Below are 15,247 nucleotides of genomic sequence, written 5' to 3'. Positions count from 1 at the left end.
GTAATGTCCGGATCTTGATGTGACTTCATTCACATCGGTCGGGTAATGTTACCTGCGACCCGCCTGGCACCGAGTGCCACCACGTCTGTACCGGAGGACATGTCATGAGTTTCCGCAGCCCGTTCCCCGACGTCGAGATTCCGGCACTGAGTGTCTACGATTTTCTCTTCGGTTCCGTCGCCGAGGCCGACCTGGACCGACCCGCATTCGTCGACGGGCTCTCCGGTCAGGTGACGGACTACCGCACGCTCATCGGACAGATCAACGGCGTGGCCGGGGCACTCGCCGCGCGCGGCGTCGGAGTCGGAGACGTCGTCGGCCTGCTCTCGCCGAACATTCCCGCATTCGGCTCGGTGTTCCACGGCATCCTGCGGGCCGGCGCGACCGCGACGACCATCAACGCGCTGTACACCGCCGAGGACATCGTCAAGCAGCTCGAGGACTCGCACGCCAAGGCGCTCGTCACCATCTCGCCGCTGCTCCCACAGGCGAAGGAGGCCGCCGCGAAGGTCGGCATCCCGGACGAGCTGCTCGTCGTCCTCGACGGCGCCGAGGGACATCCCTCGCTGCGTGACCTGCTCACCGAAGGCGCCCCCGCCCCGGACGTCAGCTTCGATCCCGCCACCCACCTCGCGGTGCTGCCGTACTCCTCGGGCACCACCGGGCGGCCCAAAGGGGTCATGCTCACCCACACCAACCTCATCGCCAACGTCTGTCAGATCACCCCGCGCATGGGGATCGCCGCCGACGACCGCATCCTCGCCGTCCTGCCGTTCTTCCACATCTACGGCATGACCGTGCTGCTCAACGCCGCCCTGTACAACCGGGCGTCGCTCGTGACGATGCCGAAGTTCGACCTTGTCCAGTTCCTCACGCTCGTCTCCGAGCAGAAGTGCACCTACGTGTTCGTCGCCCCGCCGGTCGCCGTGGCACTGGCCAAGCACCCCCTCGTCGACGAATACGACCTGTCCAGCGTGCACACGATCTTCTCGGGTGCGGCGCCGCTGGACCGGGAACTCGGCGGCGCCGTCGCGCGCCGGCTCGGATGCAAGGTCCGGCAGGGCTACGGCATGTCGGAGATGAGCCCGGTCAGCCACGCCATCCCGTTCGACGACGACGACACCGCCCTCGACTCCGTCGGCCCGACCATCGCGAATATGGAATGCAAGATCGTCGACCCGGTCACCGGAGAAGAGGTCGCGTACCCGGAGGGCGACGGCGTCTCCGAGCCGGGAGAGCTGTGGTGCAAGGGCCCGAACATCATGGTCGGCTACCTCGGCAATCCCGAAGCCACCGCCGAAACCCTCGACGCCGACGGCTACCTGCACACCGGTGACATCGCGACCGTCGACGGGCACGGCGTCGTCACGATCGTCGACCGGCTCAAGGAGCTCATCAAGTACAAGGGCTACCAGGTACCGCCGGCCGAGCTCGAGGCGCTGCTGCTCACGCACCCGCAGATCGCGGACGCCGCCGTGATCGGTGTGCTCGACGACGAGGGCGAAGAGGTTCCCAAGGCGTTCGTCGTGCGGCAGCCCGGCGCCGAGCTGAGCGAGGACGAAGTGATGACGTTCGTCGCCGAGCGCGTCTCGCCGCACAAGAAGGTCCGTCAGGTGCAGTTCATCGACGTGGTGCCGAAGTCGGCGGCCGGCAAGATCCTCCGCAAGGATCTGCGGGCGGCGAACGCCTGAGTTCAAGCGCGCAGGATCCGGTCCAGATACGCCTCGAGCGTGTCGAAATCCGGATCCTGCGCGCGCGAACCCACGTATCCGTCGGGTCGCACCACCACCGCGGCGGTCCCGTCGAGGTGGTAGCCGCGGGCGAAGCTGCCGAGGGAGTCGCGCAGCACGCGACCGCAGGCCGGGGCCGGCAGGTCGGACGGCACGAGCGTGTACACCCGCATCCATTCCCCGAAGCGTTCGATCAGCCGCGCCGCGAGCTCGCTCGTCGCCGCGAGCGCCGGTTCGGTGGGCGCCCACAGCAGCACCGTGTGGCCGGTGTGCCGGAACAACTCGTGGACCCGCAGGTCGCGGGCCACGCTGTCCTGCCGTAGCCCGGTCGCGTCGGGTGCCCGCTCGCCGGGTGCGGGAGCGCGACCGTCCGACCCGGACGTATCGACGATCGGGCTTCCCGGATATCCGACGAGCAACTGCGCCTCGCGCGCGATGATCGTGGCGGCGTCCTGCTCGCCGGCACCGATCCCGCTGCGTGCGGCGCGGACCGTGCGGCCGACGACGTCCGCTCCGACGGGCCGGCGTTCGGCGTCGTAGCTGTCGAGTAGTCCGTCCGCGGCGCGGTCGCGAACCGCGAGGGCCAGTTTCCAGCCCAGGTTGTAGGCGTCCTGGATTCCCGTGTTCATTCCTTGCGCGCCGGTCGGCGGATGGATGTGCGCGGCGTCGCCGGCCAGGAAGACCCGGCCCGAACCGTAGTGCGCGGCGATGCGATGGCTGATCCGGAACACCGACGACCACCGCATGTTTCGCGCACGCACCGGTTCGGGAGCGAGCCGGTCGAGCACCGCCTGGATGTGGCCGAGTTCGGGGCGGCGGCTGCTCTCGAGACCGTGCGCGACCTCGCCGCTCCGCGCACCCACGGCGAGATCGTCGGCGGCGAGCATCGACATCCGGTAGCGGCCGGTGCCGGGCAGCGGAATGCACACGAGCAGATCGGTAACGACGCCGTTGTCCTGCCGGGTCGACCGGACCGCATAACCCTCGGGCAGCGACCAGTCGACCTCGACGTCGGCGAGCATGTACTCCTCGGGGAACGCGTCGCCCTCGAACTCGAGACCGAGACCCTTCCGGACGGTGCTGTGGGCGCCGTCGCATCCCACCAGGTACCGGGCGGTGAACGGCGACGAAGCGCCGGAGCCGTCGCGCAAGGTCGCCACGACCCCGGTGTCGTCGTGCGTGAACCCGGTCAGTTCGACGCCGCGACGCACCACGGTGCCGTGGTCGGCGAGTGCCTGCCGCAACACCCGTTCGGTTTCGTTCTGGGGGAGTGCGACGAAGCGGTACGGCACGTCGTCGGGCAACGACAGGTCGATCCGCCCGGCCGGTTCCCCGTCGACGAACATGAGCTGTCCCCGGAACGGGGTCGCGGCATCGAGCGCGGGCCGTACCACCCCCATCGTGTCCCAGATCTCGAGGGTACGCGGCTGCACACCAACGGCTTTCGCGTACTGCATGGGTTCGGCCGACCGGTCGACGACGGTCACGTCGATGCCCCGCCGGCGTAGTTCGAGCGCCGCAGTCAATCCCACCGGGCCGGCGCCCACCACGAGTACGTCGCTGTCGGTGTGTGCGTCGGTCATCGTCCGGCCTTTCGTCGAGGAATCCCGCGACGATTGTCGTCTCCGGTATGCCGTTTCGTGGCGTTTCCGGCCGTGTCGCTGCTACGCCAGCAGGTGCGGTAGGCCCGCCCGATACCGATCCGCGTCGATGCGCCGCACGGGTTCGAGTTCCGGTGGCTCGTACAGGCGGTACATCGCCGGTGGGGCGGCGGGGGAGTCGGCGGCCTCGAGCAGTGCCGTCACCGCGGCGCGGGCGGACTCGTTCGCCGATTCCATCGTCGCCAGGTCGATGTCGGTGCGCACGTAGTCGCCGGACAGGAACAGATTCGGGATCGCGGTCCGCGCCTCGGGCCGATTCGCCCTCGATCCGACGGTATTGATGAGCAGCGGTGTGTCGTTGATGATTGCTCCTGTGCCCCAGCGCAATCCGGGGTCGAGAAACCACGACACCACATCGTTCTCGTCGAGCGTTCCGGCGCTGTCGGCGAGGCAGGCCGACATCTGCGCCCAGGTTTCCTTCGCGATCTCCTCGCGAGTGCATTCCTTGGCGGTCTTGCCGAACAGGATGCCGGGGGTGTCCCAGTCCGAGATGTCGACCGACAGGCAGTCGTGCGCGGAGCCGTCGCCGTAGCGCGCGGCGAAGTCGCCGCGCCAGAACTGTGCCTGGCTGATCGAGGTGAGGGCCCACGGTGATCCGAGATAGGCGACATGGCCTTTCGCGATCGGGGTGGGGCGGCGCAGGAAGTACTGGATGCCCACCATCCAGTCGGTGTGGAGCTGTCGCATCCCCTCCAGGCGAGGATCCGCGGCGAGGATCTCCGGCGACCACAGAGGCACCGCGCGTTCGACGGGCATCGCCGCGACGAACCAGTCCGCCTCGACGGTCCGAGTGCCGCCGGAGCGGTCGACCATGCGGACTGCGCTGATCCGGCCGCCGGACATCTCCAATGCCTCTGCTGCCCAACCCATCTCGAACCGGACGCCGAGGTCGCGCAACAGCTGCGCCCACGGCTCGATCCAGGCCTCGTTGGTCGGAGCGGACAACAGCCTGTCCAGGTGACCGTAGGTGGGGACGGTGCCCATCGCATTCCAGACGAATGCCTGACCCATGATCCCGATGGTGCGGGTCGACACCACCGCGGGACGGGCCGCGACGAGTTGCCGGGTCAGCGCGGAAACCAGGATGTCGCGGTAGCCCTGCGATTTTCCGTCGCTCTCGAGCGTCTGCGACCAGGTCTGGTGCTCCCATTCCCCGTCGCGCCGCTCGATGCTGCTGGTGAGGAACATGACGAGTTTGCGCAGGAAGACGGCGAGCTCGTGCGGCGGGATCGCGCCACCGAGTGAGAACGCCGCGGCCAGCGACTGCTGCAGAGTCGCCGGGTCGTAGATGTCGGTGCGCAGCGGCGCGATCGTCGCCGGTGCCGTCAGATCGGGGGCGCCGGGCAGGGCGAGCCGGAAGGCGTCGCCCGCGACGAGATTGTCGAAGACACCGTTCGGGTTGCCGGGGAACGGGATTCGGCGCATCGTATCCGGGATGTGCTGGTAGAAGCCCGGGAAGAACCGGAATCCGTGCTCGCCGGGCAGGTCCAGCCGGCCGCCCGCCGCGGTGCCGGGCGACGGGATGCTCCGGGCCTTGCCGCCGAGTGCGGTCGGTTCGTGGACGGTGACCTCGAATCCGCGCTCGATCAGTTCGTGGGCTGCGGTCAGTCCGGCCATGCCGCCACCGAGAACCGCGACGCGGCGACCGGTCGACCGCAGCGCGGGTGAGCGCGGTCCGAGCCGGGGTGCGGGACCTGCGGAGGCGCCGCCCGGGAGTGCGGCGGCGGCACCGAGAAGTCCCAGGGCGGTCAGAGCGGTGCGGCGGGAGAAACGGGCGTCGATCATGTGAACCCCCCAGCGTTCGCGAGTCGAGTGAAAACGCTTGTTGTCACATATAGTCGACGGGACGGCCCTCCCGTGGCCGAATGGCGATCGTGACGTGCCAGGATTGGGAGCTATGAGTATCGGAACACTTGTATTGCTCCGCCACGGCGAGAGCGAATGGAACGCGATGAACCTGTTCACCGGCTGGGTGGACGTGCGCCTGACCGACAAGGGCATCGCAGAGGGCAAGCGCGCCGGCGAACTGCTCAAGGAGCACGGCGTGCTCCCGGACGTGCTCTACACCTCGCTGCTGCGCCGTGCCATCGGCACCGCGAACATCGCACTCGACGCCGCCGACCGCCACTGGATCCCCGTCGTTCGCGACTGGCGCCTCAACGAGCGGCACTACGGTGCGCTGCAGGGCAAGAACAAGGCCGAGATCAAGGACGAATTCGGCGAGGAGCAGTTCATGCTGTGGCGTCGTAGCTACGACACCCCGCCGCCGCCGATCGAGCCCGGCAGCAAGTACAGCCAGGACGCGGACGTGCGCTACGCCGGCGTCGACGAGATCCCGCTCACCGAGTGCCTGAAGGACGTCGTCGAGCGGCTCATCCCGTACTGGGAGGAGACCATCTCCAAGGACCTCCTCGCCGGCAAGACCGTGCTCGTCACCGCACACGGCAACTCGCTTCGTGCGCTCGTCAAGCACCTCGACGGAATCTCCGACGAGGCGATCGCGGGCCTGAACATCCCGACCGGCATCCCGCTGCGCTACGACCTCGACGAGAACCTGCGCCCGCTGAACCGGGGTGGCACCTACCTCGATCCCGAGGCCGCCGCGGCCGGTGCCGCCGCCGTCGCCTCCCAGGGCGGCCGGTAGCACCCCTCGCCTCTTCGGCCCCCGCCCTTTTCCGAGCGAACGGTACATTCGCTCGATCAGTCAGAGGAGACGAAGGATACATTCGCTCGGATCGGGAGAGCGGGAGCCGGGATCCGGACGGGGAGCTCGGGCGAGGAGCTCTGCCGGGGCCGCGCGCGACGTCGTGCGGTCCCGGCAAACTGCCGGTTAACAACCGGCAAACCTCGCAAAAATGCCGTGTGACGTGCCCCGAAACGGGCGAACCCGCCGTTCTCATCTCCCCGGCCGTACGTACGATTCGAATCGTGAGTGTGTTGCAGAGCGTTCTGCTCGCCGGTTTCGCCGCGGTCGTCGGAGCCGCCGTCGGCGCCGGACTGATGTGGATCGCCCGGTCCCGCAGCAGCGGAAGCAGCGAGACCGAACTGACCATGGGGCAGGTCCTCGACCGCGTCGTCTACTCCGCCTCCACCGGCATCGCCGTCGTCGACAAGTTCCACGACGTGATTCTGTTCAATCCTCGCGCCGAGGAACTCGGACTCGTCCGCAACCGGCGCATCGACGACCGCGCCTGGGTCGTCGCCAACAAGATCCTCGATCGCGACCAGGTCATCGAACTGGACCTCGGCGATCCGAACCGGCGCGGCCGGGACGGACTCGCGGTGCGCTGCCGTGCCAGCCGTCTCTTCGACGACGATCCCCGCTTCGTCGCGCTGTACGCCATCGACGACTCCGAGATGGTGCGTATGGAAGCGACCCGGCGCGACTTCGTCGCGAACGTCAGCCACGAACTCAAGACGCCGGTCGGCGCGATGGCGCTGCTCGCCGAGGCACTCCTCGAATCCGTCGACGATCCCGAGACCGTGCGCTACTTCGGGCAGCGGGTGCAGAGCGAAGCGCATCGGCTCGGCAACATGGTCACCGAACTGATATCCCTGTCCAAACTGCAGGGCGCCGAGAAGATGCCCGACCTCGACATCGTCGACGTCGACTCCGTCGTGAAGGAAGCCCTCGAACGCACTGCGCTGACCGCGGAGAACGCCGACATCGTCGTCGCCACCGATCGGTCCACCGGCTACGAGGTACTCGGGGACCAGAGCCTGCTCGTCACCGCGCTCACCAATCTCATCGAGAACGCCATCGCGTACTCGCCGAAGGGCTCGCCCGTCTCGGTGAGCCGGTCGCTGCGCGACGGGAAGGTCGCGATCGCGGTCACCGACCGCGGCATCGGAATCGCGAAGGAAGACCAGGAGCGGGTGTTCGAGCGGTTCTTCCGGGTGGACAAGGCGCGGTCGCGGGCGACGGGCGGCACCGGTTTGGGTCTTGCGATCGTCAAGCACGTCGCGGCCAACCACAACGGCGAGATCACCCTGTGGAGCCGACCCGGGACCGGTTCCACATTCACCCTGCTGATCCCGGCCCATTTCGAACAGAGCGACGAGGACGAGGTCCGGGCGAAGCCCGAGGCGGGGGCCGGACAGCGTTGAACGATCCCAGCTGCCCTGAGAAGGAAGATTCTGCCGCATCTCGTGTGGCGAACCACGCGACTGTCGCGGTCGCGGACGACGAAAGGTACGGAGGCCTGCGGTGACGAATGTGCTGATCGTGGAGGACGAGGAATCGCTGGCGGATCCGCTGGCGTTCCTGCTGCGCAAGGAGGGTTTCGAAACCACCGTCGTCACCGACGGGCCGTCGGCTCTGGCGGAATTCGATCGTGCCGGCGCGGACATCGTCCTGCTCGATCTCATGTTGCCCGGAATGAGCGGCACCGACGTGTGCAAACGGCTGCGCAGCCGCTCGAGCGTGCCGGTGATCATGGTGACCGCGCGGGACAGCGAGATCGACAAGGTGGTCGGGCTCGAGCTCGGCGCCGACGACTACGTCACGAAGCCGTACTCGGCGCGGGAACTGATCGCCCGCATCCGCGCGGTGCTGCGCCGCGGTGCCGAGAGCGATGCCGACAGCCAGGTCGACGACGCGGTCCTCGAGGCGGGTCCGGTGCGGATGGACGTCGACCGGCACGTCGTGCACGTCGACGGCGAGCCGATCACGCTTCCGCTCAAGGAATTCGACCTGCTCGAGTACCTGCTGCGCAATTCCGGTCGCGTGCTCACCCGCGGACAGCTCATCGACCGGGTGTGGGGCGCCGACTACGTCGGCGACACCAAGACCCTGGACGTGCACGTCAAGCGGTTGCGTTCGAAGATCGAGGCGGATCCCGCCAAGCCCCGGCACCTGCTCACCGTCCGGGGCCTCGGGTACAAACTCGAACCCTGATCCTCGTGCGTGGTTTCGGTAGCGGCTGCTACCGAAACCACGCACGGGTCACTTTTGGGTTTGGGCGGCGGCCGTGGCGGGATGCACCGCGATCAGGCCGAGGCCTTCGCGGCGCTTGCACAGGCGCGCGAGTTCGTCGTACGCGGCGGTGCCGAGCAGCTCCCGCAGCTCCGGTGCGTACGACTGCCACACCGGCCGGGATCCGACATGCGCGTCGGGGGAGCCGGAGCAGTACCAGTTCAGGTCGTGCCCGCCCTCACCCCAGCCGCGGCGGTCGTATTCCGTGATGACGGTGCGGAGGATCTCGGTGCCGTCCGGGCGCTCGACCCAATCCTGGGTGCGCCGGATCGGCAGCTGCCAGCACACGTCGGGTTTCATCTCGAGCGGTTCGATGCCGCGACGCAGTGCCATCTTGTGCAGGGCACAGCCGATGCCGCCCTCGAAGCCGGGACGGTTCAGGAAGATGCACGCGCCCTTGTAGCGGCGGGTGCGCAGCGCGGGCTCGTCGTCGAGGTCGTCCTCCTCGAGGTAGCCCTTCTTGCCGAGCCCCTTCTTCATGAGCTGCCAGTCGTCGGCCGTGAGATGTTTCACTGCCGCGTTGAGCTTCTCGAGGTCCTCGTCGTCGGACAGGAACGCACCGTGCGAGCAGCAGCCGTCGTCCGGCCGGCCCTCGATGATGCCCTGGCATGCGGGTGTGCCGAACACGCATGTCCAGCGCGAAAGCAGCCAAGTGAGGTCTGCGGCGATCACATGTTCGTCGTTGTCGGGGTCGGTGAACTCGACCCATTCTCGTGGGAAATCGAGGGGAACTTCCGGGGCCGGGTCGAGCTTGGGTTCGCTGCCGGACATACCTGCTGTCACAGTGTCCGACGGTAGACCCAGTACCTTGTGTATGTGCGGCTAGGGGTACTCGACGTCGGAAGCAATACGGTTCATCTGCTCGTGGTGGATGCTCATCGGGGCGGACACCCGACCCCGATGAGCTCGACCAAGGCAACCCTGCGGCTCGCCGAGAGCCTGGACGACGACGGCAACATCTCGAAGTCGGGCGCCGACCGGCTGGTCGAGACGGTGCACGACTTCGAGAGCATCGCCCGCACCTCCGGGTGCGGTGAGCTGATGGCCTTCGCGACCTCCGCGGTGCGCGACGCCTGCAATTCCGACGCGGTGCTGCAGCGCGTGCGTACCGAGGCCGGCGTCACCCTCGACGTGCTTTCCGGCGAGGACGAGGCCCGGCTGACCTTCCTCGCGGTCCGCCGCTGGTACGGGTGGAGCGCCGGACGCATCCTGAACTTCGACATCGGCGGTGGGTCCCTCGAGCTCGCGTTCGGCGGCGACGAGGATCCCGACGTCGCCTACTCGCTGCAGCTCGGTGCCGGCCGGTTGACGCGCGACTGGTTCCGCGAGGATCCGCCGGGCAAACGCCGCATCTCGGCGCTGCGGGACTGGCTCGACGCCGAACTGGCCGCTCCGGCCAAGCACCTGCGCGCCGCCGGGGACCCGGACCTGATGGTTGCGACCTCGAAGACGTTCCGCACCCTGGCGCGGCTGACGGGTGCGGCGCCGTCGTCGGCGGGGATCCGGGTGCAACGGACCCTCACCGCGAGCGGGCTGCGTCAGCTCATCGCGTTCATCTCCCGGATGACCACGTCCGATCGCGCGGAACTCGAGGGCGTGAGCTCCGATCGTTCGGAGCAACTCGTCGCGGGCGCGCTCGTCGCGGAAGCGAGCATGCGGGCGCTCGGTGTGGAGTCGGTCCAGATCTGCCCGTGGGCGCTGCGCGAAGGGCTTATCCTGCGCAAGCTGGACACGGAGATGGGGGGCGAACTGGTGGTGGCGCAATGACGGAGCACAAGCCCGACACCGGGCAGATCTCGGTTGCCGAACTGCTCGCGCGCAACGGTAAGAAGGTGGACACCCGCGCGGGTGGGCGACGTCGTCGCGGCACCAGCGGGGGTATCTCGGTCGCGGAACTGACCGGCGAGATCCCCGTCACGCCGGCGCAGCCGTCCCCGGCGGAACCGATCGTCGAGGCGAAGGCCGCGCCCGCGCCTGCCCCCGAGCCGGTGGTCGAAGCCCCGAAGCCCGAACCCCTCGGACTCGAAGCCACGCAGCTCCACGCCCCGAAGCTCGAGGTCCCGAAGCCGGAGGCTCCGAAGCGCGATACCCCGAAGCGCGATACTCCGAAGCGTGAGGTCCCGAAGCGGGACGTCCCGTCGCCGTCCCCCGCGGTGGTCGAGGCGCCCGCCCCGAGTGCGCCGAAGCCCGAACCGGTCACGGCCCCGAAGGCTGCACCCGTCCCGGCCCCGAAGCCTGCACCGGTCACGGTCTCGAAGCCCGAGCCGGTCACGGCGAAGCCGGCACCCGCCGCCGGTAAGGCGCGGACCACCGAGGACGCGCCGACCACCGCGGACGGCGCGAAGGTCGAATCGCCGACCGAGGTGATCCGCCCGTCCGCGCTCCCGCGCCGCGCGCGCGCCCACCTCGAGACGACCGCGGCCGCCGCGGCGATCGTGCCTCCCGCGCCGGTCCTCCCGCGACCGGCCGACGGCCCGGAACCGCGGTTGCTGTCGGGACCTGCCAGCGACCTGCACGGAACCGGACCCGACGACGCGGACGCGCTCGAGGACACGGATCTGATCGGTGGCGCCGTCGCCGATCCGAAGAAGGCGAACGCGAAGAAGACGAACGCCAAGTCGAAGGCCGGCTCGAAGGACGCGAAGGACACGGCGGAGGGCGCCGAGGACTCGAAGACGAGCGGCCGGAGCAAGCGCCGCCGCGCCGCCGTCCAGGACGGTGAGGATGCCGACGCGGGCGAAGAATCCGACTCGAAGGCCTCCGAGGACACCGCGACCGGTCTCAAGCAGTGGGCGATGCTCGCCGGTGAGAGCATCGCCGCGATCGTCGCCGGCGCCCTGCTGTTCAAGGGCTTCGAACGCCTGTGGGATTCGCTCCCGTGGGTCGCGTTCGCGCTGGCGTTGCTGGTGATCGTCGGGCTGGTGGCGGTCGTGCGCATCCTGCGCCGCACCGACGACATCACCAGCCAGCTCATCGCGCTGGCCGTCGGGGCGTTCGTCACGTTCGGTCCGCTCCTGTTCCTGTTGCCGAACGGCTGAGGTCGCACCGGTATGGGGACGGCGCAACGGATCCTGGTCGGGTTGTCCACCGCGTCGGTGTATCCGGAGAACACCGAGGCGGCATTCCGGTTCGCGGCCGACCTCGGCTACGACGGCGTCGAGCTGATGGTCTGGGCCGATTCGGTGAGCCAGGACGTCGGTTCGGTGCAGTCGCTGATCCGCAAGTACGCGATGCCGGTGCTGGCCGTGCACGCCCCGTGCCTGCTGATCTCCCAGCGCGTGTGGGGCGCCGATCCCGCGGCCAAACTCGATCGGTCGGTCCGGACCGCCGAGAAACTGGGGGCGCGGACGGTCGTGGTGCACCCGCCGTTCCGCTGGCAGCGCCGCTACGCGGAGGGGTTCTCCGACCAGGTCGCGCGGCTCGAGGAGAGCAGCCACGTGTCGGTGGCGGTCGAGAACATGTACCCGATGCGGGCCGACGCCTTCTTCGGCAGCCGAAGCGCCGAACGGATGCGTCGTCGCGGAGGTCCCGGGCGGGCAGTGTCGGCGTACAGTCCGTCGATCGACCCGACGGACACCGGCTACGCGAACTACACGCTGGATCTGTCGCACACCGCGACCGCGGGTATGGATGCGACGGCGCTGGCGGACCGGATGGGGGAGCGGCTCGCCCACCTGCATCTCGCGGACGGTCGCGGTGCGTCGCTCGACGAACACCTGCTGCCCGGTGACGGCACGCAGCCGTGTGAGGAGATCTGCCGCCGGCTCGCCGACAGCGACTTCGCCGGGCAGGTGGTGCTCGAGGTGAGCACGCAGAGCGCCCGCACCCGGGCGGAGCGGACGGTCCTGCTGCGGCGGGCGCTCGAGTTCGCGCGCGAACATCTGGAGCGGGCGCCCCGCCGGGCGATCACCGCGGGTCCGGTGCAGCCGCGTTCCGCGGCGATCGCGCGGATCGAGGCGGGTTCACAGAGCGGTGATGCCCGCGGCGAGGACCGCGACTCCTGAGATCACCAGCCCGGCGACCAGCGACACCGCGCCCGCCCACACGGATGTGAACATCCGTCCCGGTCGCTGCGGGTCGGCTCCGAGAACGGACAGGAAGAATCCGGCCGGGATGAGGATTGCCGAGGTCAGCACGGCGATCGCGCCCGTCGTCCCCCACACGGTCGAGGTGCCGGCGACGTGGGTGAGTACCGCGACGAGGACGCCGAGCGTCACGAGGACACCGGCGTGCGCGTGGCCCGCCCGGAAGAACGTTTTCTGCAGGTCGTTCGCCGGAACACTGCCGTTGCCGACGCGGAGCAGGAAGGTGCCGCCGAAGGCGATGCCGACGACGGTGAGCAGGGTGATGCCGAGAACGATGGTGAGCACGGGATTCATGAGGGTTCCTCGCTGATCTGCCGGGCCGGGAAATCATTGGATACTATAACTATCCAATATTGGATAGTTATAGTATCCGGTGTCAAGGATCGGAGGTGAACATGCGAATCTCGGAACTCGTCGCCCGCACCGGAGTGCCGCTCGCGACCGTCAAGTACTACCTGCGCGAAGGCCTGCTCATGCCGGGTGAGACCACCAGCGCCACCCAGGCGCGCTACGACGAACGGCACGTGCGGCGTCTCGCCCTCGTCCGCGCGCTCGTCACCCGAGGGCTGCCGCTGAACCAGGTCAAGATCGTCGTCGACCTGATCGACAACCGCGACGACCCGCTGTTCACCGTCCTCGGGCGCGCCATCGAAGCGCTGCCGCCCTATGCGCCGGACACCGAAACCGGCGACCCCGGTACCCGCGACCACCCGCGGGCCCGGCGCGTCCTCGAACGTCTGGGCCAGATCTACGATCCGCGCTTCGCGGCCGTCGCCCAGCTCGAACGCGCGCTCGAAACGCTCGAAGCCGCCGGGCTGCCGATGACCGACGAACGCATCGACGTCTACGGCCGGCACATCCGCGGGATCGCCGAGCTCGAGCTCGCGCTGCTGCCCACCGGATCGCGTCAGGACACCGTGGAGGCCGCGGTCCTCGGCACCGCCCTCTACGAGCCGGTGCTGACAGCGATGCGCCGGCTCGCCCACCAGGACCTCGCGTCCCGCATCTTCTTCGACGACCCCCGCCCCCGACAGGAGCAGCAGTGACCGAGCTCGGCCCCCACCCGTTCCGCGACCTCACCACCGTCGACGCCCTCGGCGACGGCCGATGGCGCGCCCACATCCATCCGACCTGGACGATCGGGCCCAAGGTCCACGGCGGCTGCATGCTCGCCGTGTGCGCCGCCGCCGCGCGCCGGACGCTGCTCGCCGACGACACCGGCGACAGCGCGATTCAGCCTCTCGCCGTGAGCGCCTCGTTCGTGGCGGCACCGGACGCGGGGGATGTCGACCTGATCACCACGGTCCGCAAGCAGGGTAAGCAGGTCTCCCTCGTCGACGTCGAACTCGTGCAGGGCGACCGCGTGGCCGTGCGGGCCTCGATCACCCTCGGCTGCCCCGACGAGGGCGACGACGTGTTCGCCGCGGCGCAACCGGTCGCAGATCTGCCGGTCGAACCGACGCTCGGATCCACCCTGGTGACGCCGGAGCATCCGATGGGGAAGATCGTCAACGTGAGTGGCGGCGCGGACCTGTGCGTCGACGAGACGAGCGCGCACTTCCTCGCGGGGCGACAGGGCGACCCGGTTGTACGGATGTGGGCGCGTCCGCGACCCGAGGACGAGGCCGACCGGGACACTGCGGCGCTGTTCGCGCTCATGGCGGGGGACATCTCCGCGCCGGTCGCGATGAACCTCGGCCGGTTCGGCTGGGCGCCGACCGTGCAACTGACCGCATACCTGCGTCGGCTTCCGCAGCCGGGCTGGTTGCGCGTCATGGCGAGCAGCACAGTGCTCGGCAGCACGTGGTTCGAGGAGGACCACACCGTCGTGGACTCCACCGGTGCCGTCGTGGTGCAGAGTCGCCAGCTCGCGATGATGCCCCGGTAAGTAGGGGCTCTCCGCCCGGTAGGGCGGCCTAGGCCCGGTTCCGGCGGCGTGGCAGGCTTACGGCCATGACGAGAATTGCGGTGATCGGTGGCGGCAGAATCGGCGAGGCCCTCGTCTCGGGCCTGCTGCAGGGTGGATTCGCGACGAAGGACCTCGTCGTCTCCGAGAAGTTCCCGGCCCGAGCCGAGACGCTGGCCCAGGAGTACTCGATCCGCGTGACCGGCTCCGTCGCGGACGCCGCCGAAGGCGCCGACGTCCTGGTCGTCGCGGTCAAGCCCGGTGACGTGGACGCCGTCCTCAACGACCTGGCCAACGCGGACCTCGAGGGTGATCGCGAACAACTGCTGCTGTCGCTGGCGGCGGGGATCCCCACCGCGCGGTACGAGAACAAGCTGCCCGCCGGCTTCCCGGTCGTGCGGGCCATGCCGAACACTCCGATGCTCGTGGGCGAGGGTGCCAGCGTCATCGCTGCGGGCCGGCATGCCAAGGCCGACCACCTCGAGCTGGTGCGCGAGATCCTGTCGTCCGTCGGCACCGTGACGGTCGTCCCCGAATCCCAGATCGACGCGGTCACCGCGGTGTCCGGTTCCGGTCCGGCCTACTTCTTCCTGATCGCCGAGGCGATGATCGACGCCGGTGTCTCGCTCGGCCTCAGCCGCGCGGTGGCGACCGAACTGGTCGTCCAGACGATGACCGGTTCGGCGGCGATGCTCGACCGCTCCGGGGAGAACGCGGCGGACCTCCGCGCGGCGGTCACCTCGCCCGGCGGAACCACCGCGGCGGCCGTCCGCGAACTCGAACGCCACGGGGTGCGCACTGCCTTCTACGAGGCGCTGACCGCAGCCCGCAACCGGTCGGCCCAGCTCGGCTCAACCGGAGAGTAGAACACGGACGGATCGGACGGCGTG

Annotated in this window: 14 protein-coding genes; 10 read left to right on the top strand and 4 right to left on the bottom strand. The window is 69.1% G+C overall.

What is annotated here, in order from left to right; genetic code table 11:
* Nucleotides 1–104: 104 nt before the first annotated feature.
* The gene (locus tag ACWDUD_RS19740) at nt 105–1,691 is read left to right on the top strand and encodes an AMP-binding protein (RefSeq protein WP_248674868.1); all 1,587 of its coding nucleotides are present in this window, start codon (nt 105–107) and stop codon (nt 1,689–1,691) included.
* A gap of 2 nt (nt 1,692–1,693) precedes the next feature.
* Here the strand turns inward: ACWDUD_RS19740 and ACWDUD_RS19735 are convergent, their stop codons facing one another.
* A complete protein-coding gene (locus ACWDUD_RS19735) occupies nt 1,694–3,313 on the bottom strand; it encodes an FAD-dependent oxidoreductase (RefSeq protein ID WP_450110366.1) in 1,620 nt (539 codons plus the stop codon).
* A gap of 81 nt (nt 3,314–3,394) precedes the next feature.
* Nucleotides 3,395–5,176, bottom strand: a complete 1,782-nt coding sequence (locus ACWDUD_RS19730) for a hydroxysqualene dehydroxylase (RefSeq protein ID WP_450110365.1) — start codon at nt 5,174–5,176, stop codon at nt 3,395–3,397.
* Nucleotides 5,177–5,279: 103 nt separating this feature from the next.
* On the opposite strand from ACWDUD_RS19730, the gene ACWDUD_RS19725 reads away from it, so the two are divergent.
* From ACWDUD_RS19725 to ACWDUD_RS19715, 3 genes are all read left to right on the top strand, one after another.
* Nucleotides 5,280–6,035 (top strand): phosphoglyceromutase, encoded by a 756-nt coding sequence (locus ACWDUD_RS19725; protein ID WP_450110364.1) that lies wholly within the window; start codon nt 5,280–5,282, stop codon nt 6,033–6,035.
* Nucleotides 6,036–6,319: 284 nt separating this feature from the next.
* Entirely contained in the window at nt 6,320–7,498 is a 1,179-nt protein-coding gene (locus ACWDUD_RS19720) for a sensor histidine kinase (RefSeq protein WP_307846571.1), read from the top strand.
* Between the two features lie 100 nt (nt 7,499–7,598).
* Complete coding sequence (locus ACWDUD_RS19715; RefSeq protein ID WP_450110363.1) at nt 7,599–8,288, top strand: winged helix-turn-helix domain-containing protein; 690 nt, start codon at nt 7,599–7,601, stop codon at nt 8,286–8,288.
* Nucleotides 8,289–8,336: 48 nt separating this feature from the next.
* On the opposite strand, the gene ACWDUD_RS19710 is transcribed toward ACWDUD_RS19715, so the two are convergent.
* Nucleotides 8,337–9,137 carry a hypothetical protein gene (locus tag ACWDUD_RS19710; protein WP_248674875.1) on the bottom strand — a complete coding sequence of 267 codons (801 nt, stop codon included), beginning with the start codon at nt 9,135–9,137 and terminating at the stop codon, nt 8,337–8,339.
* Nucleotides 9,138–9,182: 45 nt separating this feature from the next.
* Here ACWDUD_RS19710 and ACWDUD_RS19705 point away from each other — a divergent pair, with 45 nt between their 5' ends.
* The 3 genes from ACWDUD_RS19705 to ACWDUD_RS19695 are packed head-to-tail and all read left to right on the top strand — an operon-like array spanning nt 9,183 to nt 12,370.
* On the top strand, nt 9,183–10,133 hold the full coding sequence (locus ACWDUD_RS19705; protein ID WP_450110362.1) for a Ppx/GppA phosphatase family protein: 951 nt from the start codon (nt 9,183–9,185) through the stop codon (nt 10,131–10,133).
* Entirely contained in the window at nt 10,130–11,404 is a 1,275-nt protein-coding gene (locus ACWDUD_RS19700; RefSeq protein WP_450110361.1) for a hypothetical protein, read from the top strand. Before ACWDUD_RS19705 ends, ACWDUD_RS19700 begins: the two co-directional genes overlap by 4 nt.
* 12 nt (nt 11,405–11,416) lie before the next feature.
* Nucleotides 11,417–12,370, top strand: coding sequence for a sugar phosphate isomerase/epimerase family protein (locus ACWDUD_RS19695; RefSeq protein ID WP_197256649.1), 954 nt, complete (start codon nt 11,417–11,419; stop codon nt 12,368–12,370).
* Here the strand turns inward: ACWDUD_RS19695 and ACWDUD_RS19690 are convergent.
* On the bottom strand, nt 12,329–12,745 hold the full coding sequence (locus ACWDUD_RS19690; protein WP_197256651.1) for a hypothetical protein: 417 nt from the start codon (nt 12,743–12,745) through the stop codon (nt 12,329–12,331). The two genes, ACWDUD_RS19695 and ACWDUD_RS19690, sit on opposite strands and share 42 nt — an antisense overlap.
* Nucleotides 12,746–12,846: 101 nt before the next feature.
* Here ACWDUD_RS19690 and ACWDUD_RS19685 point away from each other — a divergent pair, with 101 nt between their 5' ends.
* The 3 genes from ACWDUD_RS19685 (at nt 12,847) to proC (ending at nt 15,223) form a co-directional block, all read left to right on the top strand.
* Complete coding sequence (locus tag ACWDUD_RS19685) at nt 12,847–13,497, top strand: MerR family transcriptional regulator (RefSeq protein ID WP_197256669.1); 651 nt, start codon at nt 12,847–12,849, stop codon at nt 13,495–13,497.
* Nucleotides 13,494–14,339, top strand: a complete 846-nt coding sequence (locus tag ACWDUD_RS19680; RefSeq protein WP_450110360.1) for a thioesterase family protein — start codon at nt 13,494–13,496, stop codon at nt 14,337–14,339. Before ACWDUD_RS19685 ends, ACWDUD_RS19680 begins: the two co-directional genes overlap by 4 nt.
* Before the next feature lie 65 nt (nt 14,340–14,404).
* Nucleotides 14,405–15,223: a pyrroline-5-carboxylate reductase gene (gene proC / locus ACWDUD_RS19675; protein WP_197250590.1), complete on the top strand. Its 819-nt coding sequence runs from the start codon at nt 14,405–14,407 to the stop codon at nt 15,221–15,223.
* Nucleotides 15,224–15,247: the final 24 nt, after the last annotated feature.

It is taken from the genome of Rhodococcus sp. NPDC003382, assembly GCF_053589135.1.
The sequence above is the reverse complement of the archived record's forward strand: the minus strand, read 5'-3'. Positions and strand labels throughout refer to the sequence as shown.

What these genes read in the sequence shown, in the direction of transcription:
- ACWDUD_RS19740 (WP_248674868.1), top strand. Translation starts at nt 105, where the DNA reads ATGAGTTTCCGCAGCCCGTTCCCCGACGTCGAGATTCCGGCACTGAGT.
- ACWDUD_RS19735 (WP_450110366.1), bottom strand. Translation starts at nt 3,313, where the DNA reads ATGACCGACGCACACACCGACAGCGACGTACTCGTGGTGGGCGCCGGC.
- ACWDUD_RS19730 (WP_450110365.1), bottom strand. Translation starts at nt 5,176, where the DNA reads ATGATCGACGCCCGTTTCTCCCGCCGCACCGCTCTGACCGCCCTGGGA.
- ACWDUD_RS19710 (WP_248674875.1), bottom strand. Translation starts at nt 9,137, where the DNA reads ATGTCCGGCAGCGAACCCAAGCTCGACCCGGCCCCGGAAGTTCCCCTC.
- ACWDUD_RS19700 (WP_450110361.1), top strand. Translation starts at nt 10,130, where the DNA reads ATGACGGAGCACAAGCCCGACACCGGGCAGATCTCGGTTGCCGAACTG.
- ACWDUD_RS19695 (WP_197256649.1), top strand. Translation starts at nt 11,417, where the DNA reads ATGGGGACGGCGCAACGGATCCTGGTCGGGTTGTCCACCGCGTCGGTG.
- ACWDUD_RS19690 (WP_197256651.1), bottom strand. Translation starts at nt 12,745, where the DNA reads ATGAATCCCGTGCTCACCATCGTTCTCGGCATCACCCTGCTCACCGTC.
- ACWDUD_RS19685 (WP_197256669.1), top strand. Translation starts at nt 12,847, where the DNA reads ATGCGAATCTCGGAACTCGTCGCCCGCACCGGAGTGCCGCTCGCGACC.
- proC (WP_197250590.1), top strand. Translation starts at nt 14,405, where the DNA reads ATGACGAGAATTGCGGTGATCGGTGGCGGCAGAATCGGCGAGGCCCTC.